Below are 25,544 nucleotides of genomic sequence, written 5' to 3' on the forward strand. Positions count from 1 at the left end.
TGAAAACGCGAAAACCCTTGGTATTACTGGCTTTTTAAATACGCAAAAATTTGATAACACTACTCCTCTCTACCGCGTTCTCTTTGCAACGGTGTTAGGGTTAGTTCTTTTATTTAATTGGGGTACGTGAAATTTTAAAAACAGTAGCATGATATTAGATAGGTTATTTGTTAGGGTGGGGGAGACGTGCCCATAGCGGGAAGCGTAGTCCGTCAGCTTTAGCGACGGACGTTACATCTTTTTTCTTCTAGGGAATTTAGGTTTCTAGCAACTATACATACAGCAACATCAACATATGTTACTCAACTGATCTTGGGAATCCTGGGGCGCGGCACGTTGCGAAGTCCGTTTGCCTCGCATTTTGGTGCGTTAGACTTAATTATGTTGAAAAACTGAAGCGTACTTCTAAAAACCACTAGTGATAAGGATTTTTTGCGAAGACGTTTGGCCGCGCACGCGTGATTTGCTAGTTTTGAGCGTTAGAACGCATCATTTTTTCCTATTTTCATGTTTTCATAAGAAATTCAGAGAATAAGTGAAAATCGGCTTGTCAGATTGGCTTGTATCGGCTTTTTGTGTTCGAGGTAATACATTTGCACCTTTAGAAAGCAAATCTCATTAAAACGATAAGTAACGGGTTCAAACGATTTTTTTATATTTTCCGCTTTTGTGAGCAAATTGTATGTGATAATTTTTAATTTTTTTTTGAATTGGGAATAAAAATAAAGACTTTTTATTCATTTTTCTTTAATATTGTTATCGTAGATGATGTAATTAAATTTAAGTTTGGATCAAGGGGGGAAGTGAAATGCGAAACGAAAAAATTGAGCATGAAAAACTACTAGAAAGATTGTCTCCGCGAGAACGAGAAGAACTTGAAAAATTAAAAAAAGAAGCAATGGAGGAACCGCCGGGTTTCTTTCAATATATAGAAGACCAAAAAAAATCCACAAAAAAAGACTAGGAAATTATCCTGGTCTTTTTTTGTTAATCACATCCGCAAGCGATAAAACGCTCCTTTCCGTTAGGAAAACGGTGAAAAACGCCCTCGCATTCATGGTTATGATAGCAGCAAATACTTATGACTTTGTAATATAAAGTTCCGTGTTTATCTTGGAGGATGATTCTTTCTTTTTCCATATTGGCACCGCCTTTTTAGTGCTTTTTTTTTTGGAAATAAAGAAGTTTCTAAGGTGACAGGTGGATTCGAACCGACCAATTAGAGGGTGTGCAGCCCTCTCGCCTTTCCTGATTGGCTATGTCACCATGATAGAAAAATAATGGTGGCGACCACGGGAATTGAACCCGTGTCACGGCCGTTTGACCGTTTGCCTTGCTCTGTGGGTGAGCTGTGTCGCCATGTAAAGAGGGATCTAAAAGAATCCCTCTTTATGAAAATTAATATTTATCGCAACCGCATTTTTCCCAAGCAAATTCACCATTCTGAGGGAAATATCTAAAAGTTGCCATGTTAGATTGGTTTTTAGGAGATAAACAATTCCATGTTTTTTCACAAACTAGCTCATATTGTTCAGTAACTACTTTTTCTTGTTCTTGGTTTAAATTTTGTTCTTTCATTATTGATACACTCCTTGTTTTATAATTAATAGGATTCTGAAATAATTCCCTCTACATACGAAATAAGTACCCATAACTCTGAGAGGTTGCTCTATTATTAGCTCATTAAACAACCACAAGTATAGAACGTGATTTCGCCAGTTCTAGGGTGGTATTGGAAAGTTCCCATATGATCTTTAACAGGGATACAGTTAGATGACTCTTCGCAAAAGAAATCAGCTTGTTCAGTAACTTCTTTTTCTTGTTCTTGGTTTAAGTTCGGTTTTTCCATGGTGATATGCTCCTTGTTTTTTATAGGTTAGTGGTTAGCAAAGGCAATGTTGGAAAATTATACTGCCATTGGGTATTACATGGTGAGTTGCGTTGCAACCGCCGTTGATTCCACAACATTGTTTTGCCTTCATGCAAATAATTTCGTATTTCTCAGTAACCTCTTTTTGAATGTGATTTTGATTCTGTTTATTCATTGTTTATACCCTTCTTCCGTTGTCTTAGCTTTGAGCTGGGTCGTCACAATTACAGTGTTTAAAAACCTGTCTTCCGGTTGGAAGAATGTGATAAGTTCCCAAACAATACGGGTTGGGACCGCAACAACTTTTCACTGAGTCACAAAAGATAAGTGATTTTTCAGCAACTTCTTTTTGTACTGGATTATGTTTTTCCATTGAAGATGCACTCCTTCTTTATTTAGTTAGTAACGGCAACGGTCAAAATATAATTCAATTAAAGAGGGATCTGAATGAATCCATCTTTGTAAAAATTAATATATATCGCAACCGCAAGTTTCAAACGTGATAGTACCTTGTTGTTGATAATATTTAAATGTTGCATTTTTCCCTGGGCGTGGAAGACAATCCCATGAATGTTGACAAAATCGTTCGTATTGTTCAGTAACCTCTTTTTGTTCTGGGCTTAATTTATGCTTTTCCATTTTTGAAAACCTCCTTTTTAATTAACAACCACAATGCTTTAAAATGATTTTTCCTGTCGGAAGTAAGTGATGAGTTCCCTCACATTCGTATGCATATCCGCAGCATTCTCGGACATGACCACAAGCAATTTCGACTTTTTCATTTAATGATTTTTGAGCTTGGTCTAGTTTTTTCATGATTTGCACCTTCTTTCAATGAAAATTAACAACCACAACGTACAAATTTAGAATTACCTGTTCTTGGGTTGTATTCGAACATACCAGGGCAGTCCCCGTTGTGACCACAACATTGCGGGACAGGCGCACAGCCCAATTCGCCTTTTGTTTCAATGATTTTTAATCCATTTTTGTTGTTATCCATGTTTTTGTCCTTCATTTCTATATTTATTAGCAATCACAACGTCTAAAAATGATTTTTCCCGTAGGATGTGCGGCGAAATCACCTGCACATTCCGGATTAGATCCGCAACACTTTTGGATTCTGCCACAAACGATTTCGTATTCCTCGTTTACTTCTTTTTGCTCCGGTTGTTGGAAAATTTTATTTTCTTTCATTGTTTTTACCCCCCTTTCTAATGGTGAGAGGGAGCTAAGGTGTTAAAAAAAGAGAACCCTGGGATAGATTCTCTCTTTTTTATGTGTTGGTAAATATTAAGAATGGATTTGGTCCAATGCTACCCCTCGTCACATTAGACACTTACACTTTTCGGATTATTAGCAACCGCAATGTTGGAAACCTAATTTTCCGCTTGGGAATACTACATAAGAACCTGGACAGTCCTTCCCGTAAGAACAACAGTCACGAGATTTAGTACAGATTAACTCTAATTTCTCATTAACTTCTTTGTTTTGAGTCTCTTTATTCATGATTTCACCTCCCTTCAAATTTGAAAAGGGTACTATTAGCAACAGATTCCATCATAGACAGAGTTACCAGTGTTGCTGAAGTATTTATATTGCCCATCACAAGTTGAGTTTCTGTGACAACAGTTTCGATGTGGAGCGCAATAGATTTCAACTTTTTCTTCAACGTGTTTTTCTTGCTTGTTAGTTTGTTTCATTGTTGTTTCACCTCCTTTACGGAGAGTTTATAAGGTGGCAACCGGATTTGAACCGGTGCTGAAGGTTTTGCAGACCTTTGCCTTACCACTTGGCTATGCCACCATGTTTTGTTGTATTTACCTATAAAAGAGAAACGAAGAGGCTGTTTATCAAAAATATATTTATGATGTATTACCTCTTTGGCGGATTGTTTGTCGATTATAAGGTGACAGCCGGATTTGAACCGGCGATGAAGGTTTTGCAGACCTTTGCCTTACCACTTGGCTATGCCACCATGTTTTTTTCCTATACTTACTAAAGAGAAATAAAACGGCTGTTTATCAAAAAAAAATTAAATTAAAATATTTTTCTAGTTTTTTTGTTTTTTAGGGGTACTCGTTCCTCTTTAGTAAGTGTAGGGCAACTTACGACACTAATAAAACGCATGATTGAAAGGGGAAAGTTAAATGATTTTAGATGGTAAACGTTTAACAGAAGAAGGAGAACTTAGATCGGCTTATGTTGATCTTGTTGCTCGACCAAAATTCAAAGAAATCGTAGCTTCTTTAAAAGATGTTGCAGAATTTAAAGCAGAAGATGTCAAAGTGGTATTTGGTTACATCTTCGATACACGTTCATTCAAAGATGGTCAGTTAGTAACTGGTAAAATCACTGTTGTACGTGCATTAGATCGCGTTCAAATTCGTCATATTATTTTAGTAAATAAAGATGGTGAAATTGTTGGTGAAGATTACACTATCGATACTGTTAACGAAACTGGCGGTCTAACAATTTATAACCATTATGATAAATTAGAAGAATTAGCTTCTAGCGTAAGTGGTGGATATGAATTCTTAGAAACTAGTGTTAACGAAGAAGTAATTGACAACAAAGAATTCACGCCATTTTCTACTGTAAAAGAAGAAGGATGGGGAATCTCATTTTGTTTAGCAGGTGGATATAATCACTGTGGACCTGGTTGCGGAGATGGTATGAGCCGTGGCGGTACTCCAATCAATGGTGTTGACTCTTGCTGCCGTTCTCATGACCGTTGCTGGAGTAATTTCGGTCAAGACGATGCTTGCTGCGATAAAACACTAGTAAACTGTGTTAAATCTGCTCGTAGTTCAGGTCCAGTAGCTGCTGACTTAATTGTTGGTTACTTCTCTTGGAACGCGCGTAATTGCTAATCGAATAATGCACGACTAAAAAACGGACATCATACGATGTCCGTTTTTTCAACATTTCCTCTATTTACATAATTCAATCGTCATACTTATAATGTAGATAAGGGTGGTAAACGTTTCCACTCAATAAAAGGAAAGTGGGTGATGTCGTGCAAAACTTCGTGTATATATTTATAGCGACGTTTATTGTAGTTGCTGTATCATCAGCATTACTCCGTAAGAAGAGTCCGAAATTGTATTGGGTTCCGGGTGCTGTGTTAACGGGTATTTCAGCTGTTGTTGCGTTTATTTCTTACTTTACGCTCAATGGTTGGGACGCAATGAGTTTCTTCTTCTTGTTCCTAAGTGTACTTGTAGGTTCAGCTATGGGAACTGTGATGGTAAGTTTACAAAAAACAACTTCACATTAATAAGAAAGAGCAAAACGAGTTTTGATTACTCGTTTTGCTCTTTTTGTTTAGGCTGCTATCATCTTTTGTTGTGGTAATAATGTAAAGGTAACAACTTTTTTATGATCTTGTATGGCACACATCATTTCAACTTGGCCATTACAGTAAGATAAGATTAACATTTTCATTGATTTTTGAGACGCAATAGCCCAACTTTCTGCAACTTCAATTTTATATCTTGATAGTTTTATGTCATGTTCTTTGGCAATAGTGTCAATTGTTTCTTGGAAAGACTCTTCACTATATAGGTCATGTATGATGTTTTTAATTTCTTCTGTTTCTAAGCTTCTTTTAAATGTATTCATGTATTTTTCCTCCCGAAATATACTATCTACTTATTAAAGAGAAACGAACAAACGTTTTATCAAAATAAAATAAAATTTTTTTAAAAAAAGCTAACTTTTTTTAAGTTAGCCTTTCTGGGTCTTGTTGTTCTTCGCTTAAACATTGGTTGCAGCATAGGTCTACACCGTATTCTTGTTTTATAAAATCAGTGAATTTTTTAAGTTGTTCTGAGTAGGTAATTGCTAAATCTTGATAAAAACAAACGTCTTTTTCTTCACAACAATCAATACATCTAGCTACTGACAGTAATACAGTCTTTAGATTGTTATGTTTTATAAGGTCTTTTTCGATATTCTCCATGTAAATCACACTCCCAAAGAAGATGCTTATACTTATTAAAGAGAAACGAAGAGGGGAATTATCAAAGAAACTAGAAAAAAACTACTTTTTTTGAAATACTTCTTTCAATTCAATAATAGAATCAGTTAGTTTTTCAAGCTTCTTTTCGAATCGAATGAGTAGATAAATAGTTAGAGCGATAGGGAAGCCATAGTTACCGATTAATGAAACCCACATTGGGACAGACGATAATGGATCCATGGAATGCCTCCTTTCATTTATACTAACTGGATTAATCCATTCCCTTCTTCCAGTGATGAAAGACCTAATCTTTTAGCATGATCAACTAGATAAGAATATGCCATAAACGATTTTACAGTTGGATTATTTTCAAATATCACTGGCATGAGGTTTAAAATGAGTGCGAGTGAGCCTGTGACATATGGGGTAGCCATAGAAGTACCGGATAGTTTTGCGTATTGGCCGTTTAAGAATGTAGAGTTAACCATACCGCCCGGTGCTACAAAATCTAAGTTAATGTTTGTGTTTGAGAATGAAGATAACGAAAGGTCTTTGTTGACTGAACCAACCTGAATAACTTCTTGATAAAAACCAGGATAAGAGATTTCGATAGTATCATCTTTCCCGTCACCATCGTTACCAGCTGCTACAACGAGTAAGATACCTTGTTTACGAGCTTCTTTAATTGTTTCGTAAAGTTCTTCATCGTGTAGCGTTCCACCTAGAGACATATTAATGATTGAAACCTTTTCTCCATTTGGGCCTTTCCAATCAATAGCGAATTTGATAGCTTTGATAACGTTCCTGTAACTACCTTTACCGTTTTTATTGATAGTTTTTAGAACTAATAGTTTAGAACGTGGAGCAACACCAACAACTCCAATCTTATTTTCTCTTGCTGCGATGATTCCGGATACGTGAGTCCCGTGTCCTCGGTAGTCCATATAGTTATGAACATCTGATTCATCATCATCTGTGAAGTTGTGACCGTCAATTATAGCTCCTTCTAAATCAGGATGATTAGAGTCACACCCTGTATCCATTACTGCTATAACGATGCCTTCGCCTTTTTTGCTTGTTTCCCAAACATCACGAGCCTTGATTAAGTCTAGTCCGTAAGGAAATTCTTCTACATCATTTGTGATGGATAATATTCCAAATGGATTTTCATTAAATTCTTTCATGTTTTCTCCCTCCTAAAAAACTCCTTACCTTTAAAAGAGGAATGAAAGTGAAAAAAATAAAAAAAGGCACAAATTAATGTGCCTTTTATTTTTAAAGGATTGTACTTGCGTAACGTTCCTTGCTAAATCCTAATATTTTTTCTTCTGTTTCTTTTTTATGATCTTTAATAACTAGTAATGGAACACCAGGTGAATTGTATTGTTGGAATTCAGTTTGGTTAGCTAATTCGGTTGTATCTTTCATAGTGTAAGCTACATTTTCCTTTTCTAACCACTCTTTCGCATGTACGCAATGAGGACAGCCATTGTGTCCGTATAAAATTAATTCTTTCATAGTTTGTTCCTCCCTTTTTTTGTTCCTACACTTATTAAAGAGGAACGAGTTAAATAAAAATCAAAATTAACTAAAAATTTTTCGGTTTTTTTTTTACGGGTAATATTAATGTGGATATATATTACAATCAGTGATAGCGAGGTGTCTGCTTATAAGTATTGATATTAAAGTGTTTGTTAGGTAAATACAAAATGATTGGTAAATAGAAATGAAGCACAAATTACATATTATTATACAGAAAAAACTCTTTTAAAATTGTAAAATAACCCTTTTCTTCCAAGTATAAAAGTGGGATAATAGAGTAGTTTTAAAGAACGTATGTTCGTTAAATTGAATATAAAAAATTTTTTGATAATTTTTTTGATTTTTTTGTGTTTCATTTCTCTTTTAATAATTGAGGAGGGCGTTTTTATGGGGAGTAATCAAATAGAAGCTTTTTGTAGCAAATATAAGGAAAAAATGAACGAGCCAATAGTTCGGAATTTTTTGAAAGACAAAAGAAACAACGAAATATTTGAAGATGCGATTTTGAATTCCACCGAAGAAAATACACAACTTTTAAATTCAACATTTGCTGAGTATTATCGTCAAGTAAAGGTTATTAACTATATTAGTAAGTTGGTTAAATATTATTCCATAGATATTGAAAAAAAGATTACCTTAAATAAAAAGCGAAATGTCCTAATTTTAGATGGTTCTGTTAAAGACGATGATGATAATTCAAATAAAATGGATGTCTTAACATCATCCGAAGGGGATTTAACGTATTATGGTTTTGAACTTGAAAGTGAACGTCTAAAAGACCACCTTGATAATGATTTGCTACATGTTGCACTGGAAGTGCTATCGGACAAGCAATTTAAGATATTGAGTTTACTGTACATGAAGGATCTAACTAATAAACAGGTTGCGGAGATAATGAAAGAATCGGAACAAACCATTTCATATAATCACAAAGCGGCCATTGAAAAATTGCAAAAAGTTATGTTAAAAAACGAGATGAAAGGGTGAGGTAAATGGAAGAGTGTTGTTGTACTAATGAATTAACGTATGAATCAGTTATAGAAAACTTTGCTCCAGTTATTAAAAAAACAGTGATGAACGTGAAAATGCAAGATAGAGAAGATGTAGAACAAGAGATAAAACTAAAAATCTTGGAGAAATTTGAGGTGCTACAAAATGTAGCAGCACCAACTTTTTTCGAATTTCTTGAAAAAAATTAAATGGAATTTTGATAATTGAGCATGTGGTTCCTCTTTAATAAGTATAAGGACCATTCCACAATGCTTGATTTCTCCCACAGGGAAGCCCCGATGTGAAAAACACGGGGCTTTCTTGTGTTTCGAGATAATTCCTTTAGTATGAGGGAAATTATAAGGGAGGGATTCGTGTGGAAATGTGGTCAGTAGAGCAAGTAGAGAGTGCGCAGTTGGAAGATTTAATTCAATTCTTATTAGAATCGACAGCTCGTAGAAAGGCATTTGAACTGAAATTTGAAGAGATAGATCAAGACTTACATTTTAGTAATGCTATCACCTTTGAGCATATAAAAGACCACTTTCGATTTGATGTAGAAAATCGAGAGTATATATATCCGCATGGGGATGAACGTGAGCTTTACAAAGGTGCATTTATGAAACACAAGAAATTGCCCGTTAAAGGGTTCTTTTGGGTACTGAATACAGAAAAGAGAGAGCAACCCCTTGGGTTCGTAGATTTGTTATTTACGGTGTCTAGGGTGGGTATAAAAGCGAATGATAGACGTTTTCCAGATTCACGATTTGTTATTCGTGACGAAAAGAAATTTATGTATGACTTCGAAGAAGACATGTATATGCAAATAAACGTTAAGGGACGGAATGAGAGTACGCAAGCGTATAATTCAAGACAAGAATTGCTTGCTGCCGTTAACAAGAGATTGCAAGCTGAATATGATGCGTATTTGGAACGGTTAAATAATATGGCCACGGATATTAAAAAGTACAAGTCTACGAATACCAGGGACTTGAAGTTTTACTATGTAGAGATTGACGAATGGTTTGAAGAGAATATGAGGTTTTTAGATATAGCGTTTCTATATGATCATGTAGATGAAGATGGGTATGTCCATTTAAAAAATCATGTAGGGAAAAAACGCGAACAAATTAAGATTATGGTATTTGAACTTGATAAAATCGAAGAGAATTTTGATGGCAAAGTCGTAGACTTTGTGGAGTATAAGCATGACGAAAGTTTGCGTGAGCATTTTGTTAGATCAAACGCTCTAATGGACAGCGTTAGACAGTTATTCAGACAGCGAAATTACAGCGATATGGACAAATATGCGTTAGAGCCTAAATCGTGTGATTGGGGCTATTATGACTTTGATAATGAGCGTTTGTATTTCAACTTTGTTGAGATGCAAACAAGAAGATTCTATCAAAATCATGCTGAGTCTTGGGATTCGAAAATGAGAGAGGAACAAGAATTATTAAATCATCTTATTTCCAAAAAGTCGGGAGTGTAAGCACTTCCGGCTTTTTTCACTGAAAGTAGGTAAAGTAGATTATAATATTATCATATTTTATAAACCTTTATAACCAATTTTATAACCCAATACTTTTTAAAACCATATATAACCCAGCTCAACAAAACAAGAAGCCACGTGTGGCAATCTGAGGGGTGAAGTACAACAGGAAGGTGCAAGGAGGTTTCGCCTCCGCGGAGACCTTTTTTGTGACCGTACACGCACTGAAAGTGCGAATGTAAAAACTTGAATGAAAAGGAGGAAGATAAAAATAAAAACGAGTAGTGCAAAGCAATGAAATTAAACTGAAAAAAGGAGCTAAACAAAATGGACTAAGAAAAAGAGATAAGAAAAAATTGTAGATCAACCTTGCACAAACGAAGTACGAAACATAACGAACGAGTGGATACGAACGCGGTAGTCGTAGTTATACCACGAACGATGAAAAGGATTGTGTGTTTGAAGTCACTTTGGATTTTTGGGAATTTGTGTCGCTCAAAATTGAGCAAGCCGAAAGGCGATGCAGGGTCGAACGCTCTCGTAAAAATAATGAGTTCATCAGCTTGATCGCTGGTAGCGATTGGGGTCACGCAATGTTGAGATTGTGTGATGCGTATGCAATATGCGTCTGTAACTGCGTAGAGCAGCCGAGTGAAACAAGGGCGGCGTAAGTTACTACTATGCAGGTGACACAATGAAACAAAAAGAAGAGGCGAGCAAACACATGGATGGGGTTTCTATCGGGTTCCTTCAGGAAGAAGGAAACCGATAATGACGATTCCAACGAGTCCTTTGTTTTAACAATGTCAAAATACCAATATATAAGTACAAAAATAAAAAAGCTATCCGTTGGATAGCCTTTTTTGATTCCACGTAGTTCAGATAAGATAATTAGATTATGCCTAGCCGGCGGATACAAACACTGCTTTATATTCTGTATACTCTTTATAAAAGGGTATGGTTATAGCATAACAGAATGACATTCGAAAATGAATTGAATTGTACTGGGGGATTAATAGGAAAAAGGCGTCCAATGGATCGCCTTTTTGTAGCAAAATCGACACAACGTACAATGGGAGTAAATTGTATATTTTCCCATATTATAACAGGCAGATATAGGGAAAGAAACAGACTTTCTCAACAATTTTCTAAAAATATACATTTTAGAAGATTTATTTATATTTTTGATTACTATTTTATAAACCAGGTACGTGAGGGGGTGTAAATGTGAAAGGTTATGAGAAAAAGATACTAAAGATTTTTGATGTTGGAAGAGAAAAACGGATCGTTACAGATAAAAATACAACGTATCAAGAAGCGGTGCTTAGAATGGCTAGATGGATAGAAGAAAATCATGGTGGAAAGATGGCCAACCCGCAATTTTGGAAAGGAAAGGTAGTAGACGAGTATTTTGATAGTTTGATTGCACGTTATGAACAAGGGGACCTATCGGGTGCGGAAATTCATAAAGTGGCCCATGCAGTAGAGAAAGCACGGGAGATTGTGAATGGAACAGGATGCTTGGGAAAAGAAACAGGTAAGAAGAAAGATGTAACGCTTCGTGTGGGGTTAAAAACAGATCGTCTGGAGCTTATGAAAGAGCGTGGTGTCGTTCGTTCTAAAAAAGATATTACAGCTCGTAAAGCGACAAAAGAAGAGGCTGAGACGGTTAGAGGGGCTTTAAACGAAAGTCTAAATGAAGCTATCCAAAAAGGTGATGAAGGAGCAGAGGTTTTAAATGCGGAAGTTGTAAAACAAGCAGCAGCACTTCAACAAATGACTGGATCAAGAGTGTCAGCACTATTTAAGTTGAAAGCTGAAGATGTAGATTTGGAAAAAGGGATTATTACTTTTAATAAAGATAAGAATGCTTTTACAAGACGAGTACGTTTAACAAACGAAGCAGTAGAGCTGCTAAGACCATTGGTAGAAACGAAGAAAGGGGGCGCTCAACTGTTTGAAATGAAAGGTTCAAACGGTCGAACGCTAAGCGTTAGACAGTGTGATAAGGTAATGCAGAAAGAGGTAAAACTAGCTGCGGAGCGGGCTGGCTTGTACGATAAAAAGAGTCGCTTCAATACACACGCTTTCCGTAAAGCGTATGCACAAGACTTGTACAATAAGCTGGCTGAGAAAAGTAAATCTGAGTTGAAAAGATATGTTGCGGATCACTTGAAAATACAAGGAAGTAATAAAGAGCAGATAGTGAATCGTCTCCGTAATGAAATGAAACGTATCAATAAGAATAATAAATTTAAAAAGAATTTTAGCCATGAACAGCTACGGCGCATTGTAGTGTCGCTTGCATTAGGGCATAGCCGTGTAGACGTTGTATCGAGGAATTACATTGTTACTGATAAAGAGAAACAGCAAAGCAAAGCCGTAGCGATTCCTACGGAATCCCAAGACAGCAACACTCCGTTATGACGATGGAGTGTTGTTGTTTTGCGAATCGCCATCAGGTTTGATGTATTTACGGATAATGTTGTTGAGTAAGAGACCACCGACAATAACCGTTACTAATGGGTGTTGGTGTGCGAAATCCAATAATTCTGTTCCAAATTGTTCAGCGTTCTCGATTGCTACTGTGATTAAAACTTCGTTAATTTTTTCTTTTGTTGGCATAATAATGCCCTCCTTATTTGAATTGAATTTCTCGCTTGATTTAAGCGGTAAATAAAGATAACCATTAGCTTTTTCCTCGTCAAGAGCCTTACTGAGACTTTATTAAATAAATGTTGAAACAACGGGTTTTACAAGCGTTAGAACGCCCGAACGAGGGTGTAACGTTTAGTGATTTAACCCGTATTTCGCATATATCTGTGGTAGACGGATCTTCCGATAAATGCAGCTGTTATTAAGACAGTTAATATGGGGAATTGATGTGCGAAGTCGTGTATGCTTTGAATGACTTCGCTAGCGTTGTCGATTGCCACGCCGATTAAAATTGGTTTGATGTTGTCAGGTTTTTTCATGGTATTTCCTCCAGTTAAATTAATGTTATTGGTGAGATATTAAGTGCCGTTTGATATTGCGTAATTTAATATCTCAAAGGGCCTTTATATAAGAGGTGAAAAATAAAGACGGTTTTTATGAATAAACAGGAAAATATTTATAACTTTTTTGGATCAGTGATAATATAACGGTTTGTTATGAAATCTTTTAAAAAAATAGGGAAATGGGAAATTTTTTTTCGGGGAGACTTCTTCCTTTATGTAAGACTGGCTATCAACCACTAATACAAGTGTAAAATAGAAATTCACGAAAAAATGTTACCTAAATGTAGGTTCATGGAACAGGTAATAAATACAGGCTGTAATGTGAAATTTTTTACCTATGCAATGTTATAGGCGCGATAGAAGAGGATATTGGGTATCATAAGGGGAAATAAAAAAACCATCTTTCTAAGAAAGATGGTTTTTTTATTTAGAAGTCGTTTATGGAGAAATTCTTCCCTGCTTCTGCTGAAAGCACGGGTGTTGGTTTCTCAATTTCTTGCGGTATTGGTTGAATCTGCTGTGTAGCTGCCTGCTCGTTTTGACTCACGCTTTGTAACAATTGGGCAAGTAAAGCAGGATTTAACTGATCTTGGATAGAAATTTTTCGTTGTTCCTCTTTGCGAATCCAATCGCGAACAGCTTCTTTAGTGATATATCCTAATGGACGATTTTGAAAGTATTCTAGTATGTCTTTGTCCTCGTCAGGCTCACATAATATTGTGAGTGCAACTTTTCCGTCCGCACGGACGGTTCTTCCGTAGATTTTCTTTTCAGACACTAGTTAACAGCTCCTTGTAAGTTCCCATACATTTGCATTGTGATTTGTTTTGCTTTAATAAGATAGCCTTGTGCGTTGGCCATTTGACTATTCTCTATAAAGATAGCACGTTTGTCATTGTTTAAAAACGTATCTAATTGAGGTTTTAATGCGATATTGCCTCCACCAGTAAATAGAATTTCATTGTAACTTAGGAAGTTAAATCCACCTTGCGCCATTTGACCATACATTTCTTCTGCTTTGGCCATGTACGAGTCTTGTTTAAAGGTAGCTGCATCTGTGGAGATTGCCGGACCACCTACTATTGTTCCATTACGTAATTGATCCTCTACTTGGTATACAGATAGATTTAACGCTCTTAGTCTTGATGTTTGTCCGATGCACTTCTCTAAAATAGTGTTATACACACTACCCATACCATTAAGTTGTGCTACTCTTACGATTTTACCATTTAATAATTCTAAGAAGTCAATTGTTTCGAAACCTGCATCGACAATTAATGTTTTATAGTCGTTAGCGAAATATCTGTTAATAGCTTCGATGTTATTATCACCGCTTGGGTGGAATACGCGCCCTGCAAATGTAGCCATTGGTTGAAGCATTGTATCTACTGTTGCGATTTCAAATTTACGTCCATTTACTGTGTACTCACCAACTAAATTTTGAATTAATTCATTCTTTGTTTGCTGATCATTATGGTGTGATGTTGGCACTCCAGTGACCGCAACAACTTTTACGTGATAAGCTGGATCAATTCTTATTACGTGTTTATAAATTGCAATTAAGCTTTCGATTTTATAAGCGTATGTTTTATAACGGTCGTAACTAGAACCACTAGAAGAACGAGCGCCTTGTAATGCTCCTACTTCATAAACCTTTCCATCGATTTCAAAAATAGTTGAGCCTAGTTTTTCATTGTATAAATCCATTTCTAATGCTTTGTTTACTTCTCTTACTGTATTTCGGTAAACCTCTGTATGTAAGTCAGATGTTGTTTTTACGAATCCATTTGCACTTTCAAATCCTACGCTTAAAATCGTTGTGTTCATTATTAAAGTCCACCCTTCGGTATTTTTGTTTGCTACGAATTGTTTAACAAATGTTTAACAATTGTTTAACTGTAATTAAACTATATCATTTCGGGGAGTGTGTGTAAAGTGATATGCTACCTAGACTTAAACAAATGTTTAACAATTGTTTAAGTCTAGGTAGTTCGAAATAAGTGTCGAGTTTTTATCAGTAGAATAAGAAGTGTTTAGATTTAATAAGATAGGGAGTGTTAGGGAAGCTAGTCAAGATTCGCTGATTTGTGACGATAATAAGGGAGAAAATGGAGTTTAGTTGAATAATAGTATAGGTGTTATAATGATGTTAGAGCGTTAGAACGATACTTAAATTGATGTGAATTATACAATCATTTGGGAAGGAGCGGATTTATAATGGATCAGCAAGACTATGGAATGTTCGCTGGGCAAGTTAGTGAAATATTAGATATTAATGCAAATACATTACGTGCTTGGAGTTTAGAGTTGGAGAAAGCCGATTATGTTTTTGAACGGAATAAGCAGAAGCAACGGATTTATTATAAGAAGGATGTACAGCTACTTAATGAAATGAAAAATATGATGGCTGAGAACATGATGAAGATTCAGGATGCGATAACAATATGTATGAGTGCCGTGTCTTCAGAGGGTGATTCAAACGGTCTAACGGGTGCCGTTAGAGACGGTGATAATGCGGTTGTAGCGTTAGAACAACGTTCTAACGAAGGATACCAGATGATGCTTGTACAACAAGCAAGTGAAAGAATGTCTGAAATGGTGGAACAGCAAAATTACATAGTGATGCAAAACAAACAAATTATTAATATGTTCCTAGATGAAAAGGCTGCTAAAGAAAATGCTGAAATTGAGAGAGAAAAAGAAAAAAGAGAGAACGAAAAATTGCGTGAAGAGATAATGGACATGCAATCGAAATTAGATAAAGTCGTTTCGTTTGTTGAAGAAAGCGCGGATAAGAATAAATCATTCCTACAAAAGTTCTTTAATCGTTCACCTAAAAAATCACTTTAAACTAACTGTATATGCAGTTAGTTTTTTTGTTTACATAAAAATATTGTTAACAGTTGTATTAACGGGATTTGTGAGTTCTTTTTTACTCTTGTATACGCTAAATTGTAAACATATATACGGATAGAGATGCTATATTTACTTGTTAATTGGTATATAATTGAGAACAAATGTAAACAAAATTAAGGGGTGTTTGCAATGGCTGTTAACAATGATAAAAACGGTAAGAAAGAGAAGGTGGATAATCCTGTTTGGGGTGGACGGGTTGAACCAGAATTACACGAAAAGCTAGAAAAGTTTTTTGAGGAAAGTGGAATCGAAAAAAAGGGTGATTTTATTAAATTCCTTTCGGAATTAGCAGCTGTACATTTTGCTGAAGAGGCTATGAAAGATGATTTTAGTGGAGAGTACAGCAAGCACTATGTAGAGCTTTCAAAAGAGCTGGGTTCATACTTACTCATGATTAAGCATTTGTTCTTAAAAGAAGTTGGCGGTGAACGTGTAAAGTGGCGTGAAATTAACCAGGAATTATTAAGACAAAAAGAAGAGAATCAGCGTTTGATAGCCGATTGGGAAGAGATAAAAAAGGGGCACAAGAACGAGGTCGCTAATTTACACAAAGAGTTGAAGGAAGCTCGTACAGAAACGCAAAATGCAAAAGATAAAGCTGAAGTGTTGGAAGCGAAAAATAAACTTCTTCAGCAAGAAAAAGAACACCTTCAAAATGTGATAAATGACAAAGATAAAATGAATGTGAGTTTATTGGATCAGTTGCAAGAACTAGATGGTTATAAAAAAGAACGTAATGGGTTTGTTGAAGAGATGGCAAACAAAACAATGTTACTGAAAGATAAAGAGCAAGAGTTAGTCCAACTAGAAAAACAACGGAAATTAGATGTGAAAGAAGCGATTACAGATACAGAGCGTAGGGTACAAAAAGAAATGTTTGAGACTGTATCTAAGCTACAAGGGGATATAAAAGAGTTATATGCAGATATTGAAGCGGTACGAGTTAAGAAAGATACTGAGATGGATAAGGCGCGCCGTGAATTTGATAAAAAAGCAAATGAGATGCAGAAAGAAAAGAAATTGGAAATCGAATCTATACTGGCTAAGAAAGATGCTGAGATTGACATTGCAAAGCAAGAAGCTAAGTTGAATATTTCAGCGAAAGATATAGAAATACAGGCTTTAAAAAGCGAGATAGAGGTATTAAAGGCTGAGGAAAAATAACTAAATATATGATTCATAAAAAGGCTGATCTATACAGAACAGCCTTTTTATTTTTTATTTGCTCTTTGTTGGGTCTACATCTACATAAACTCTTACGTATTCAGTTGTTCCACGGTTTGGATATGGATTTGAAACTTGTAAAACCGTATGATTTTCTTTAAGTGATTTTATCATTTCGTTGATTTCCTCTTCTACACCCATAAGTCTAACTTTTAGCATTGCAATCTCTCCCTTTGCTTGATTTGTATTTCTAATTTGGAGAATAATTGATGCTTGGAATAGTTGCAATAGCGGTCTGGCCCTATAAATATATTTATAAAAAAGTTTTCGACAAAGAAAAAACACTCGTATGAGTGCTTTATTTTTGTTTTGATTGGTTAAGTCGTTCTTGGAGTTCTCCGTGAACACCTTCGATAATGTGCATAGGAAGGTTTGTCTTTCTTTGGACGTCTTCAAGAGTGTATTGTTGTTCCTTGTTTTGAAATAATTCAACGGCTCTGTCAATTTTACGGTTTGTGACGGCATCCGCATATAAAGCGAAATCTAAGGACTCTTTAAGATTGTATGTTTCAAATTCTCCTTGTTCGTTCTGAATGCGGAAATTAATATTTCGTAGAATGTGTACAATTTCTAAACTACTGCCATCATGACTATATAAGAGAAGGTGCATAAGGTAGTGGAGGTTCGGTATTTTAATATCGTGTCCTTCTTTTATTAGTGCAATACATGCTTGTGTGACTCCGTGCAATTTTGAGAGTAAGTCTATTACGGCCAATATTATACGGTCTTCTTTATCTGAGATTTTTTCTTTATTCAAGAACTCCACGGATTCTTTACAAGAGGCTACAAATTCAGATTCTCCCGTTTTTTTTATATAAATAGTGGGTTTATAAAAGGAGTAAAAATGTTCTATTTGTTCCATGTTCATTTCCTGAAACAGTGGGTCTGATTCTTTTGATATGTATTTATGTAGTGTGTACACTTGTTTTTCACGATATAGGGTTTCGTCCATTTTAAGTGCCTCTTTCTATTTCTGACTTAATTTCTTTAATTAATTTCTGACTGGTGTTGAATTTTTTTGCCAATACTTCATCAGATAGTAAAAGGGGTATTTCGTTAGACTGAATTGTAAGTTCATTAATTAATTCTTTTATAGATGTGATATGGACTTTAATAGATATCTTGTGGGCTTCAATTCGTCCTTGTTGCCGTGCTTCTTCTTGTATTTCTCGTATAAATTTGTTCGATTTAATTAATTCCAATAGAATCCCTCCATAAGAAAAAGCAAGGATAATCCTTGCTTTTAATTTTTTACTGTAATAATTCTTTTGGAAGAATCTCTCTTTTGACTTCTCGAACTAATTCGATGTTTGTTTCTGTTAACTTACTTAAATTTTCATCTGAGAGTTGTTTCAAAAGTAAACTTTTGTTATTTGCATGTTGTTTTCTTAAAAGTTTGATCATACCTTTAACTTCACCTTTTATTTCGCCTTCTTCGTAAACTGTACGAATAAAATCGTTATTTTTAGCTGCTTCCATAACCCAAGCCTCCAATTCGTGATAAGTTCTGTCTGCTTCCTTCAATTTTTCGTTGAATTGTTTAAGTTCTTCGTTGTTTAATAGCATATACATTTCAAAACAAGCTGAAATGATATACTTCTTTTCATCATCAAATTTTTTGTTGAATAGTTTAATATATGATTGTAATTTTAATTCGATTTTTTCATCGCTGTCTAATTTATTATATCCATCCATTAGACCTAGTGTTGCTAATGCGAACATATTATGTGTATCTTTGTGATCTGCAAGTTTGTATGAGTTTAAGTCAATTTTATCATAATCAAATCTACAAGACACTTCGTTTGTGGCAATATGTTTATATTCATAGTAGTTTGGAATGTTCTTTTGATTTTCATTGAAACATACTGCATTACTGAATATATCGCACTTATATGTCTTACGACATAGATGAAAATAATTAAACATTCTTTCCGGGAACTCTGTTTGATTATAGGATTGTGCTTCTATATGGAAAATAACCGATTTTCCTTTAAAAATTGTTCTAAAAGCTGCATCTACATAATAATCAGTCCCTTTTTTCTTGTGCATCTTAGGTTGGCTTACATGTGTGTCTAATGCATCGACTTTTGTGAAATCAATATGGTCCTTTAAAGATGGTTGTGTAAAATCTATATAGTCCTCAAAGAATAAATACAACAATTTTTTAAAGATACCATCGTGATTTCTGTTACTTGAATTTGAACTATCTGTATTACTGTTACTCATAGACTTCTCCCCTTTCGATAACTGTTATTGTGATTGGTAAAGCTGTTGTATTATAGTGGATTTTGCATATTTTTATAATTAATTATATAGAAAACAGAGTCGTAGTAGGTCGTATATAAAATTTCATTTACCGTAATTATTGTATAAGTAGTGAGAATAAAAAGAGGTGCATAGGGGAAAATAAAAAACGACACAAAAGTGCCGTTCTTAATCCAGTATAATGTTCGTATTCGTCACATTAACTGAGGTTTGCCCCACGATTAGTTTGTCATTTTTTCGGTCAAAAAAGCTTTTAGCAAAGTAAATCTCCGGTCTTTTTTTATAATGGTCTAGGAACAAGTGTAAGTATCTTTTGTTCAGCTCATTATAAAAAATTAGATCAGCTTTTAACTTTGTACGGATAGTTAATGATTCAGGGTCAAATATTACGGAATCAGGATTATGTAATATTTGATAAACGAAAGGGAAGAACAATATTCTTGTTTCATTTTCCTTATACCCGGATCTGTTTGTTTTTCGCATTAAATCGAAGGTTAACTCTCCAGTTCTTATGAGGTCGTAACCGCTTTGACCTACATATTTTGTGCCGTGTTTAGTTTCTTCAAAGATATGTTGAAGTCCTATTAGGTGACACAGGTTTTCTTCTTTAAACCTTAACTTAATCTGGGGGCGTTGTGGGTCATCTGTGCTATAAACAAATAGTCTGTCACATAGATGCTCTTTATAGAACTGTTGGATAGTTAATAAAGAGATTTCTGACCTTGTTGGTTTTACTTCGAGTGTTAGCAAGTCTGTAACTGATAGCATAGCATTCCCCATTTTTTTCTGTAATAAAAAAATTGATCTTGAAGCGAGGCTTCAAGACCAATTGTACTGTTTTTAATCAAGTTTTTGGGAAAAATAATGACAAATGGCTCCGAAAGGAATCTCGGAACTGGATAGTTCGTAGTATCTTTAAAATTCCCCTACGCGGGAGTACGACTTTGTCCTGCCGCACATAATCAAATGCAGTTTGAGGTTATCGACCTCATACATAGTATAAACAACTTCAAGGGAAAATACAAGTATCAGAAGGAAAAACGAGCTATTTTAAACAAATAAAAGACCTGCATGAAATACCAGGTCTTTTTGCTTTTGTATGAAATCTTACATGTTCTTAGCGTGATTTTTCCAAAATGCGGCGTATCCCTACTTTAGACTCTTAAGTTGATGGGGATGTGCGTATACCTCTATAAGTGAAAATTAAAGTCTATGCTTATACCTGATGTTTGAATGTAAATAATTCGTTTTCAGGCACTTGTGAAATACTCGCATTCGGCATCTCTTCCGGTATAATACCTGCTCTCTTTTTTTCAATAGCTTCCTGAATACTATCTGTTATTTTATTCGCAGCCAGAACCGTTAAGCTAAAGAATATTATCGGAATCATTGGAATCCAAGTGTCTGAAGATAGAGAAGGATAGTACATTCCAATTAAACCAGTCCACTCATGCGTTACCGACTCAGCTTCAGTTCCATAAAGAACTGTCCCACCAAAAAATAAATTTAGTAAACCTAAATGTAGTAACAATGTCAGTGTTTGAACAAATTGCTGCATAAGCATGATTATAAATGTTGGAACTAAATGAGGAAGAATGTGCTTCATAACAATGTATAATTTCCCACCGCCAAGTATTTTTGCTGCCTCAACAAATTCTTCAGTTTGCAATCTCCTTACTTCATTTGCAACATATAATGACAGTGTTGGAACACTTAAAAGAACAATCACACCCAACTGGAATAGAATCCTTTGGTAAAATGGAGCTGGTATAGTCCCACTTGTATAGATTAGAACTTCTGATAATATGAAATAGCAAATCATAACCATAGGGGCGATTGTAAAACTATCAAAAAATGCTTCTATTTTTTTAAAACCTCTTTTGACATATGCACCAAGTAAAAAGCCGATTACGATACCTAACAACATTCGTAAAAATGCTACCAAGATGGCAAAACCAATAGTCCATTTAGCTCCCTCAATTATCAAATTGAGTAAGTCATACCCCGATCTGTCAGTTCCAAATAAGAATTGCAGAGAAGGTGGGAATGGAGGTACTTCAGGATAACCAGTTTTATCATATTGAAGGATTACTTTGTGTATATTTCCATCGTTAAAAATCGTATTCCCTATACTTAGGATCATTAATATTGTTAAGAATAAACCACCTATCCAAAATCTTTTATCACGCTTTAAATAGCTCCACATATTATATTTTCTCCTTCATCGCAGCAGGTACCAACCAATGAAAACATTTGAAAAACAAAAATATAGGTAAGTAAATCAGCATTAATCCAACCGTGAAAACTTCTATACTTTGGTATTCTTTAATAAAATCGAAGAACCCAAGTGTATTGAAAATCGCTTCGATAATATATAAGTTAGAGAGCATAAACCATATATTTGCTTTTACAAAGAACAAGGTACTTAATAGTACGTTCCTAAGTACATGATGGTTTAAAATATGAAGACGATCCATACCTTTTGCAGATGCAAACAATACATAGTCTTTTCTCAACTCGTCCTCGAATCTTAATAGCAAGAATTTAACGAACAATATAACGGTAGGGATACAAAAACATATAATCGGCAAGAGTCGGACCTTCTGATCTCCTAAACCAGCTAATTGTGCTGCCATGATACCAGTTTTTTGAAATATCCATACTACCAACAATTGAGAACCCACGATAAACAATATATCAGGTAATGACTGAAGGAATAACATAAATTCTTTAATCCTTTTTTGCCATTTGATGTTTACTCTCAAGATTATGTGCACTAATAGAAATGATACAATCAAGGAAACTAACAATGATATTGTTAAAATAATCATCGTCTCCTTATAGTGAAAAAATATTTGCGGAAACAAATCCTTTTGAATCTTTTTACCGTACTGCATAGATGAAGCGTGTAGTAGTAACTTTTCACAAATACTATAAATACTATTAAAATAACCTGGAATATCTATTGCAAGACCCTTAAATAGAACTGGTAGAGAGCCAACCGCTAATATACCAACAAAAGACAAAAATAAATGAAACACTAACTCCCACCCTGATAAAATGATTTTCTTTGACATAGAACCACACCCTTCTTACTTAATTCCCCATCCTAAATATTAGTTTTAATTTTCAGAAATGTAAACCTTTATAGCGTTATAAGTAACTTTCAATAGAGCATTGTTAAATCATACCTAGGTTATAACTATATTTTTTGTAAACAATAAACTTATAAACTTGGAGATTTATCATAGAATTGGTTAAAATCTAATATTATTTAGAGCATCATTATTTGAAATTCTGTGAAAAACGAATAATTCGTTAACCTATTCTATTGCTATCATAGAAAAATGGATAAATTTATCCAAAGATAACTATGTTTTTATGAATGTATGAAAATCAATAAAAACATACATTGGAAATGCCTATTTTAATAGATTTATATGGATTATTGGTATATGATATATATATTGAGAAATAACGTACATTCAAATCGTTGATTTTACTGGTTTTAGGGAAGAGGTTGTTAAAATGAATCAAATTAAAGATGTTCAGCCAATCAGAAGCAAAGAACAAATAGCAGACATGAAGTGGGCTTTAAAAAGGCATTGTAGCGAACGGGATTATATCTTATTTCTATTGGGATTGAATACGGGGCTGCGCGTAGGTGATTTATTGAAACTGAAGGTAGTTGATGTAAGGAAGAAAAAGAAGGTTGTAATCCGGGAGGGTAAGACTAAAAAAGCAAGACAATTAAATCTATCGAACATATACGATGAAATACAAGAATACATACGCACTGTTGATTCAGAGTGGTTGTTTCCGTCAAGAAAGGGTGATAAGGCTATTACAACTACACAAGCATATAGACAGCTTCAAAAGGCGGCAGATATGGCCGGATTAGATTCCGTTGGAACTCATACCATGAGAAAAAGCTTCGGCTATTGGTTTTATAAACAAACTAAAGATGTAGCGAAGCTACAAAACATTCTAAATCATAGTCACCCACAAATTACTATGACGTATATCGGGATTACCGCTGAAGAGATAGAAGAGGATCTTAATAATTTTGTATTGTAGTAAAGGAATGAAGCGTTGCAAAGTAATACATTCCACGTAGTTCTAATGAAGCTGATGTAAGAAAGAAAAATAGGGTTGTAATTAGAGAATTTACATTCCACATGGTTTATAAGAACCGCTTCCGGATTTTCAGGAAGTGGTTTTTAAGAGTTCTTTTCGGAACGAATTTGGATAAAAAGTGAAATATTTTATATTTTATTTTGATTTTGCAACGCATTGATTCTCTTTTAATTATGCCCTACTAACAAGGAAATGAAGCATTTTGTCGAATAATATAGGTAAAAAGTTTTTGAGACGAATTAAGTAAAAAAAGGTCGAAATCGGTCTAGCTTTTTCAAGTGTTTTCTGTAATAGTAGAGTATAGAACATGAAAAAAAGCTGACCAGAATAGATCAGCTTTTAGACAAAAAAAGAAAAAACACGACTCAATCTTGGCGGAAGGTTTCGTGTTTCTCTGAGAGCACCAACCAAAAAATCAGGGAGAAATGTATTCTCAATCTCTTTGGTTAATGATAGTTATAATTTTTACTTTTCTATGTATATAGTAGCGTTTAAAGATATGTTCGTCAAGCTAGTAAAGATACCTTTTTTAAAGAAATAAATGCTATGTAACATAAGAGAAAGTATTTAATAGTAGAAGGTTGGTCGGTGTTCTCTTGTCTGTTTTTACAGCGAGGGAGGAAAAATATGTGTCATATCTAGCAGACATACATAAGAAGTTCTTGCAAGATATTAAAGAACGTCCGGAAAGTTTGTTTCAACCTTACTTGGTTCATAGTAAAGTAGACTCTGATGTTATGTTTGAAATGATTTATCGTAACTTGCTTGAAGCTGAGAAACGTCGTACATTCTTGGTAAATAGAACATTAGATAAGCAATTTAAGTGTGATGATCTTGAAAAAGTTATTCAAAAGAAGAAAAACTTTACTTACTTCACACCGGCAATTTATTGGCATCATAAGAGCAGAACAAAGGAAGAAGTTATTTGGCTTCCGGCAATTATTTTAGAATTTGATTTAACGCGTGATGGAACGGAACGAAATTTTACTGCCGATCAGTTGGCTGCAATGATATTAAATGAGTTAGAAATACAAGTGAATTTTATATGGGCTACAAAAACCAAGGGGCATTATGCAATCTGTATTCTCTTAAAACCCATGGGCGGTACTCCGCAATCAATCTATTATTACGAGTCTGTTGTGAAGCGTATGGCGATTTTGACGGGTGCTGATTTTGCTTCTACGGATGCTGTTCACCTATTCCGTATTCCAAGACGAAAAATCTACCAATATACGGATGATATATATGATATTGATGAATTGGCTCATGTATTGGAAGATGAACGTATCAACGAAATGTTGGAGCAAAAGAGAAGAGAATATAAGGGTAATATAGTTTCGTTTTCAGAGAAACAAATTATGAATCATGAGAGCATTAAAACCCTTCTAGAAGCTGAATTTACGGCTTATCGTAACAATGCAGCCTTTACCATCGCTTTACTATATTATGCGCTGGGAAAAAGCGATAAAGAGGCGATAGACTTTCTTGGGGGCAATTGGTTCAATCTTGTAAACGATGGGCGTATCACTTCTAAGAATGGTAAATTCAAAAGGAAAGAGATTGTTAAGGCTGTTAAAAGTGCTTTTTCTGGAAAGTATAGCGGTCCCTCCAAAGAGTGGATATACTTTTTGAGCGGATACGAATTTCCTTTTAATCTATGGAAATCCTCTTATATAAGAAAAGGTGATGAAGACCGTATCTATCAGCGTGGACAGGCTGTGCGTGAAAAAATTATTGCTTGGATTCGTGAAAATGATGGCGCTCAAATACAGCAAAAAGACTTAGCGGAAGCTTTAGGGGTCTCTTACAGAACGTTTCAATTGCAAATAAAGGCGTTGAAAGATGAAGGGGTTATTACTTTTCAGACTGATAGAGGGCGTTATTCAAAGGGAACAACGTTCACATATATTCCTAATGAGGTATTCGAATACGAAGTAGATACGCACATGAATACTAATTTAGAGGTGTATGATTTCGAGATAAAAAAGGCGTAAAAATGCCCACTTGGTAAGGGTTGAAGCCACTTTTTTATAAAAAAATCACTTTTTGTAAAAAAACGTGAAAAAAATAGAAGATGAAAACGCGAAAACCCTTGGTATTACTGGCTTTTTAAATACGCAAAAATTTGATAACACTACTCCTCTCTAC

32 protein-coding genes and 3 tRNA genes are annotated in these 25,544 nt (G+C 34.9%); 11 read left to right on the forward strand and 24 right to left on the reverse strand.

The window, feature by feature from the left end; genetic code table 11:
- The first annotated feature begins 808 nt into the window (after nt 1-808).
- The gene (locus tag JDS95_RS28600; RefSeq protein WP_199690931.1) at nt 809-964 is read left to right on the forward strand and encodes a hypothetical protein; all 156 of its coding nucleotides are present in this window, start codon (nt 809-811) and stop codon (nt 962-964) included.
- 317 nt (nt 965-1,281) lie between these two features.
- Here the strand turns inward: JDS95_RS28600 and JDS95_RS28605 are convergent.
- From JDS95_RS28605 to JDS95_RS28645, 9 genes are all read right to left on the reverse strand, one after another.
- Nucleotides 1,282-1,359 (reverse strand) — tRNA-OTHER (locus tag JDS95_RS28605).
- A 39-nt stretch (nt 1,360-1,398) separates the two neighbouring features.
- Nucleotides 1,399-1,578 carry a hypothetical protein gene (locus JDS95_RS28610; RefSeq protein ID WP_199690932.1) on the reverse strand — a complete coding sequence of 60 codons (180 nt, stop codon included), beginning with the start codon at nt 1,576-1,578 and terminating at the stop codon, nt 1,399-1,401.
- Nucleotides 1,579-1,675: 97 nt separating this feature from the next.
- Nucleotides 1,676-1,849 carry a hypothetical protein gene (locus tag JDS95_RS28615; RefSeq protein WP_199690933.1) on the reverse strand — a complete coding sequence of 58 codons (174 nt, stop codon included), beginning with the start codon at nt 1,847-1,849 and terminating at the stop codon, nt 1,676-1,678.
- A gap of 489 nt (nt 1,850-2,338) precedes the next feature.
- A complete protein-coding gene (locus JDS95_RS28620; protein ID WP_199690934.1) occupies nt 2,339-2,509 on the reverse strand; it encodes a hypothetical protein in 171 nt (56 codons plus the stop codon).
- 21 nt (nt 2,510-2,530) lie between these two features.
- Nucleotides 2,531-2,686 (reverse strand): hypothetical protein, encoded by a 156-nt coding sequence (locus JDS95_RS28625; RefSeq protein WP_199690935.1) that lies wholly within the window; start codon nt 2,684-2,686, stop codon nt 2,531-2,533.
- A gap of 210 nt (nt 2,687-2,896) precedes the next feature.
- The gene (locus JDS95_RS28630) at nt 2,897-3,064 is read right to left on the reverse strand and encodes a hypothetical protein (RefSeq protein WP_199690936.1); all 168 of its coding nucleotides are present in this window, start codon (nt 3,062-3,064) and stop codon (nt 2,897-2,899) included.
- Nucleotides 3,065-3,223: 159 nt separating this feature from the next.
- Nucleotides 3,224-3,376 (reverse strand): hypothetical protein, encoded by a 153-nt coding sequence (locus tag JDS95_RS28635; RefSeq protein ID WP_199662142.1) that lies wholly within the window; start codon nt 3,374-3,376, stop codon nt 3,224-3,226.
- 226 nt (nt 3,377-3,602) lie between these two features.
- Nucleotides 3,603-3,673: transfer RNA gene (locus tag JDS95_RS28640), tRNA-Cys, on the reverse strand.
- Between the two features lie 101 nt (nt 3,674-3,774).
- Nucleotides 3,775-3,845 (reverse strand) — tRNA-Cys (locus JDS95_RS28645).
- Between the two features lie 172 nt (nt 3,846-4,017).
- On the opposite strand from JDS95_RS28645, the gene JDS95_RS28650 reads away from it, so the two are divergent.
- A complete protein-coding gene (locus JDS95_RS28650) occupies nt 4,018-4,740 on the forward strand; it encodes a phospholipase A2 family protein (protein WP_199690937.1) in 723 nt (240 codons plus the stop codon).
- A 146-nt stretch (nt 4,741-4,886) separates the two neighbouring features.
- Entirely contained in the window at nt 4,887-5,147 is a 261-nt protein-coding gene (locus JDS95_RS28655) for a YesK family protein (RefSeq protein ID WP_199690938.1), read from the forward strand.
- Nucleotides 5,148-5,194: 47 nt separating this feature from the next.
- Here the strand turns inward: JDS95_RS28655 and JDS95_RS28660 are convergent, their stop codons facing one another.
- The 5 genes from JDS95_RS28660 to JDS95_RS28680 all read right to left on the reverse strand — a co-directional run bounded on the left by JDS95_RS28660 (nt 5,195) and on the right by JDS95_RS28680 (nt 7,349).
- Nucleotides 5,195-5,491: a hypothetical protein gene (locus JDS95_RS28660; protein ID WP_199690939.1), complete on the reverse strand. Its 297-nt coding sequence runs from the start codon at nt 5,489-5,491 to the stop codon at nt 5,195-5,197.
- A gap of 100 nt (nt 5,492-5,591) precedes the next feature.
- The gene (locus JDS95_RS28665) at nt 5,592-5,831 is read right to left on the reverse strand and encodes a hypothetical protein (protein ID WP_199690940.1); all 240 of its coding nucleotides are present in this window, start codon (nt 5,829-5,831) and stop codon (nt 5,592-5,594) included.
- Nucleotides 5,832-5,912: 81 nt separating this feature from the next.
- The gene (locus tag JDS95_RS28670) at nt 5,913-6,071 is read right to left on the reverse strand and encodes a YvrJ family protein (protein ID WP_199690941.1); all 159 of its coding nucleotides are present in this window, start codon (nt 6,069-6,071) and stop codon (nt 5,913-5,915) included.
- A 17-nt stretch (nt 6,072-6,088) separates the two neighbouring features.
- Nucleotides 6,089-7,015, reverse strand: a complete 927-nt coding sequence (locus JDS95_RS28675) for a S8 family peptidase (protein ID WP_199690942.1) — start codon at nt 7,013-7,015, stop codon at nt 6,089-6,091.
- A gap of 91 nt (nt 7,016-7,106) precedes the next feature.
- On the reverse strand, nt 7,107-7,349 hold the full coding sequence (locus tag JDS95_RS28680) for a glutaredoxin family protein (protein ID WP_199690943.1): 243 nt from the start codon (nt 7,347-7,349) through the stop codon (nt 7,107-7,109).
- Between the two features lie 411 nt (nt 7,350-7,760).
- Between JDS95_RS28680 and JDS95_RS28685 the strand changes: the two genes are divergently transcribed.
- From JDS95_RS28685 to JDS95_RS31400, 4 genes are all read left to right on the forward strand, one after another.
- Entirely contained in the window at nt 7,761-8,360 is a 600-nt protein-coding gene (locus JDS95_RS28685; RefSeq protein ID WP_199690944.1) for a sigma-70 family RNA polymerase sigma factor, read from the forward strand.
- A gap of 5 nt (nt 8,361-8,365) precedes the next feature.
- Nucleotides 8,366-8,572 carry a hypothetical protein gene (locus JDS95_RS28690; protein WP_199690945.1) on the forward strand — a complete coding sequence of 69 codons (207 nt, stop codon included), beginning with the start codon at nt 8,366-8,368 and terminating at the stop codon, nt 8,570-8,572.
- A 167-nt stretch (nt 8,573-8,739) separates the two neighbouring features.
- Nucleotides 8,740-9,855: a hypothetical protein gene (locus JDS95_RS28695; RefSeq protein ID WP_199690946.1), complete on the forward strand. Its 1,116-nt coding sequence runs from the start codon at nt 8,740-8,742 to the stop codon at nt 9,853-9,855.
- Nucleotides 9,856-11,082: 1,227 nt separating this feature from the next.
- The gene (locus JDS95_RS31400; protein ID WP_199690947.1) at nt 11,083-12,282 is read left to right on the forward strand and encodes a tyrosine-type recombinase/integrase; all 1,200 of its coding nucleotides are present in this window, start codon (nt 11,083-11,085) and stop codon (nt 12,280-12,282) included.
- On the opposite strand, the gene JDS95_RS28705 is transcribed toward JDS95_RS31400, so the two are convergent.
- The 3 genes from JDS95_RS28705 to JDS95_RS28715 form a co-directional block, all read right to left on the reverse strand.
- The gene (locus JDS95_RS28705) at nt 12,277-12,480 is read right to left on the reverse strand and encodes a hypothetical protein (RefSeq protein WP_199690948.1); all 204 of its coding nucleotides are present in this window, start codon (nt 12,478-12,480) and stop codon (nt 12,277-12,279) included. The two genes, JDS95_RS31400 and JDS95_RS28705, sit on opposite strands and share 6 nt — an antisense overlap.
- An 801-nt stretch (nt 12,481-13,281) precedes the next feature.
- The gene (locus tag JDS95_RS28710; protein ID WP_199690949.1) at nt 13,282-13,632 is read right to left on the reverse strand and encodes a hypothetical protein; all 351 of its coding nucleotides are present in this window, start codon (nt 13,630-13,632) and stop codon (nt 13,282-13,284) included.
- The gene (locus tag JDS95_RS28715) at nt 13,632-14,681 is read right to left on the reverse strand and encodes a ParM/StbA family protein (RefSeq protein ID WP_199690950.1); all 1,050 of its coding nucleotides are present in this window, start codon (nt 14,679-14,681) and stop codon (nt 13,632-13,634) included. Before JDS95_RS28715 ends, JDS95_RS28710 begins: the two co-directional genes overlap by 1 nt.
- Before the next feature lie 390 nt (nt 14,682-15,071).
- Here JDS95_RS28715 and JDS95_RS28720 point away from each other — a divergent pair, with 390 nt between their 5' ends.
- Together JDS95_RS28720 and JDS95_RS28725 are read left to right on the forward strand one after the other, a co-directional pair.
- The gene (locus tag JDS95_RS28720; RefSeq protein WP_199690951.1) at nt 15,072-15,704 is read left to right on the forward strand and encodes a MerR family transcriptional regulator; all 633 of its coding nucleotides are present in this window, start codon (nt 15,072-15,074) and stop codon (nt 15,702-15,704) included.
- Nucleotides 15,705-15,899: 195 nt separating this feature from the next.
- Nucleotides 15,900-16,934: a coiled-coil domain-containing protein gene (locus tag JDS95_RS28725; RefSeq protein WP_199690952.1), complete on the forward strand. Its 1,035-nt coding sequence runs from the start codon at nt 15,900-15,902 to the stop codon at nt 16,932-16,934.
- A 54-nt stretch (nt 16,935-16,988) separates the two neighbouring features.
- Here JDS95_RS28725 and JDS95_RS28730 read toward each other — a convergent pair whose 3' ends face one another.
- The 7 genes from JDS95_RS28730 to JDS95_RS28760 all read right to left on the reverse strand — a co-directional run bounded on the left by JDS95_RS28730 (nt 16,989) and on the right by JDS95_RS28760 (nt 22,336).
- Nucleotides 16,989-17,153 (reverse strand): DUF3970 family protein, encoded by a 165-nt coding sequence (locus tag JDS95_RS28730; protein ID WP_199690953.1) that lies wholly within the window; start codon nt 17,151-17,153, stop codon nt 16,989-16,991.
- A 139-nt stretch (nt 17,154-17,292) separates the two neighbouring features.
- Nucleotides 17,293-17,856, reverse strand: coding sequence for a hypothetical protein (locus JDS95_RS28735; protein WP_199690954.1), 564 nt, complete (start codon nt 17,854-17,856; stop codon nt 17,293-17,295).
- A 91-nt stretch (nt 17,857-17,947) separates the two neighbouring features.
- Nucleotides 17,948-18,196, reverse strand: coding sequence for a hypothetical protein (locus tag JDS95_RS28740; protein ID WP_199690955.1), 249 nt, complete (start codon nt 18,194-18,196; stop codon nt 17,948-17,950).
- Between the two features lie 49 nt (nt 18,197-18,245).
- Nucleotides 18,246-19,220, reverse strand: a complete 975-nt coding sequence (locus tag JDS95_RS28745; protein WP_199690956.1) for an RpnC/YadD family protein — start codon at nt 19,218-19,220, stop codon at nt 18,246-18,248.
- A 207-nt stretch (nt 19,221-19,427) separates the two neighbouring features.
- Nucleotides 19,428-20,027 carry a PBECR4 domain-containing protein gene (locus JDS95_RS28750; RefSeq protein ID WP_199690957.1) on the reverse strand — a complete coding sequence of 200 codons (600 nt, stop codon included), beginning with the start codon at nt 20,025-20,027 and terminating at the stop codon, nt 19,428-19,430.
- Between the two features lie 448 nt (nt 20,028-20,475).
- Nucleotides 20,476-21,465: an ABC transporter permease gene (locus JDS95_RS28755; RefSeq protein WP_199690958.1), complete on the reverse strand. Its 990-nt coding sequence runs from the start codon at nt 21,463-21,465 to the stop codon at nt 20,476-20,478.
- Between the two features lies 1 nt (nt 21,466).
- A complete protein-coding gene (locus tag JDS95_RS28760) occupies nt 21,467-22,336 on the reverse strand; it encodes an ABC transporter permease subunit (RefSeq protein WP_151525121.1) in 870 nt (289 codons plus the stop codon).
- A gap of 451 nt (nt 22,337-22,787) precedes the next feature.
- Here JDS95_RS28760 and JDS95_RS28765 point away from each other — a divergent pair, with 451 nt between their 5' ends.
- The gene (locus tag JDS95_RS28765; RefSeq protein WP_199690959.1) at nt 22,788-23,336 is read left to right on the forward strand and encodes a tyrosine-type recombinase/integrase; all 549 of its coding nucleotides are present in this window, start codon (nt 22,788-22,790) and stop codon (nt 23,334-23,336) included.
- A 689-nt stretch (nt 23,337-24,025) separates the two neighbouring features.
- The gene (locus JDS95_RS31960) at nt 24,026-25,390 is read left to right on the forward strand and encodes a winged helix-turn-helix domain-containing protein (RefSeq protein ID WP_199690960.1); all 1,365 of its coding nucleotides are present in this window, start codon (nt 24,026-24,028) and stop codon (nt 25,388-25,390) included.
- Nucleotides 25,391-25,544: the final 154 nt, after the last annotated feature.

Source organism: Bacillus cereus group sp. N24 (genome assembly GCF_016483345.1).
Lineage (GTDB): Bacteria > Bacillota > Bacilli > Bacillales > Bacillaceae_G > Bacillus_A > Bacillus_A toyonensis.

Bases quoted from the DNA above. Each gene is read 5' to 3' on its own strand.
- JDS95_RS28600 (WP_199690931.1), top strand. From the start codon at position 809: ATGCGAAACGAAAAAATTGAGCATGAAAAACTACTAGAAAGATTGTCT.
- JDS95_RS28610 (WP_199690932.1), bottom strand. From the start codon at position 1,578: ATGAAAGAACAAAATTTAAACCAAGAACAAGAAAAAGTAGTTACTGAA.
- JDS95_RS28615 (WP_199690933.1), bottom strand. From the start codon at position 1,849: ATGGAAAAACCGAACTTAAACCAAGAACAAGAAAAAGAAGTTACTGAA.
- JDS95_RS28620 (WP_199690934.1), bottom strand. From the start codon at position 2,509: ATGGAAAAGCATAAATTAAGCCCAGAACAAAAAGAGGTTACTGAACAA.
- JDS95_RS28625 (WP_199690935.1), bottom strand. From the start codon at position 2,686: ATGAAAAAACTAGACCAAGCTCAAAAATCATTAAATGAAAAAGTCGAA.
- JDS95_RS28630 (WP_199690936.1), bottom strand. From the start codon at position 3,064: ATGAAAGAAAATAAAATTTTCCAACAACCGGAGCAAAAAGAAGTAAAC.
- JDS95_RS28635 (WP_199662142.1), bottom strand. From the start codon at position 3,376: ATGAATAAAGAGACTCAAAACAAAGAAGTTAATGAGAAATTAGAGTTA.
- JDS95_RS28650 (WP_199690937.1), top strand. From the start codon at position 4,018: ATGATTTTAGATGGTAAACGTTTAACAGAAGAAGGAGAACTTAGATCG.
- JDS95_RS28660 (WP_199690939.1), bottom strand. From the start codon at position 5,491: ATGAATACATTTAAAAGAAGCTTAGAAACAGAAGAAATTAAAAACATC.
- JDS95_RS28665 (WP_199690940.1), bottom strand. From the start codon at position 5,831: ATGGAGAATATCGAAAAAGACCTTATAAAACATAACAATCTAAAGACT.
- JDS95_RS28670 (WP_199690941.1), bottom strand. From the start codon at position 6,071: ATGGATCCATTATCGTCTGTCCCAATGTGGGTTTCATTAATCGGTAAC.
- JDS95_RS28675 (WP_199690942.1), bottom strand. From the start codon at position 7,015: ATGAAAGAATTTAATGAAAATCCATTTGGAATATTATCCATCACAAAT.
- JDS95_RS28680 (WP_199690943.1), bottom strand. From the start codon at position 7,349: ATGAAAGAATTAATTTTATACGGACACAATGGCTGTCCTCATTGCGTA.
- JDS95_RS28685 (WP_199690944.1), top strand. From the start codon at position 7,761: ATGGGGAGTAATCAAATAGAAGCTTTTTGTAGCAAATATAAGGAAAAA.
- JDS95_RS28690 (WP_199690945.1), top strand. From the start codon at position 8,366: ATGGAAGAGTGTTGTTGTACTAATGAATTAACGTATGAATCAGTTATA.
- JDS95_RS28705 (WP_199690948.1), bottom strand. From the start codon at position 12,480: ATGCCAACAAAAGAAAAAATTAACGAAGTTTTAATCACAGTAGCAATC.
- JDS95_RS28715 (WP_199690950.1), bottom strand. From the start codon at position 14,681: ATGAACACAACGATTTTAAGCGTAGGATTTGAAAGTGCAAATGGATTC.
- JDS95_RS28720 (WP_199690951.1), top strand. From the start codon at position 15,072: ATGGATCAGCAAGACTATGGAATGTTCGCTGGGCAAGTTAGTGAAATA.
- JDS95_RS28725 (WP_199690952.1), top strand. From the start codon at position 15,900: ATGGCTGTTAACAATGATAAAAACGGTAAGAAAGAGAAGGTGGATAAT.
- JDS95_RS28730 (WP_199690953.1), bottom strand. From the start codon at position 17,153: ATGCTAAAAGTTAGACTTATGGGTGTAGAAGAGGAAATCAACGAAATG.
- JDS95_RS28735 (WP_199690954.1), bottom strand. From the start codon at position 17,856: ATGGAACAAATAGAACATTTTTACTCCTTTTATAAACCCACTATTTAT.
- JDS95_RS28745 (WP_199690956.1), bottom strand. From the start codon at position 19,220: ATGAGTAACAGTAATACAGATAGTTCAAATTCAAGTAACAGAAATCAC.
- JDS95_RS28750 (WP_199690957.1), bottom strand. From the start codon at position 20,027: ATGCTATCAGTTACAGACTTGCTAACACTCGAAGTAAAACCAACAAGG.
- JDS95_RS28755 (WP_199690958.1), bottom strand. From the start codon at position 21,465: ATGTGGAGCTATTTAAAGCGTGATAAAAGATTTTGGATAGGTGGTTTA.
- JDS95_RS28760 (WP_151525121.1), bottom strand. From the start codon at position 22,336: ATGTCAAAGAAAATCATTTTATCAGGGTGGGAGTTAGTGTTTCATTTA.
- JDS95_RS28765 (WP_199690959.1), top strand. From the start codon at position 22,788: ATGAATCAAATTAAAGATGTTCAGCCAATCAGAAGCAAAGAACAAATA.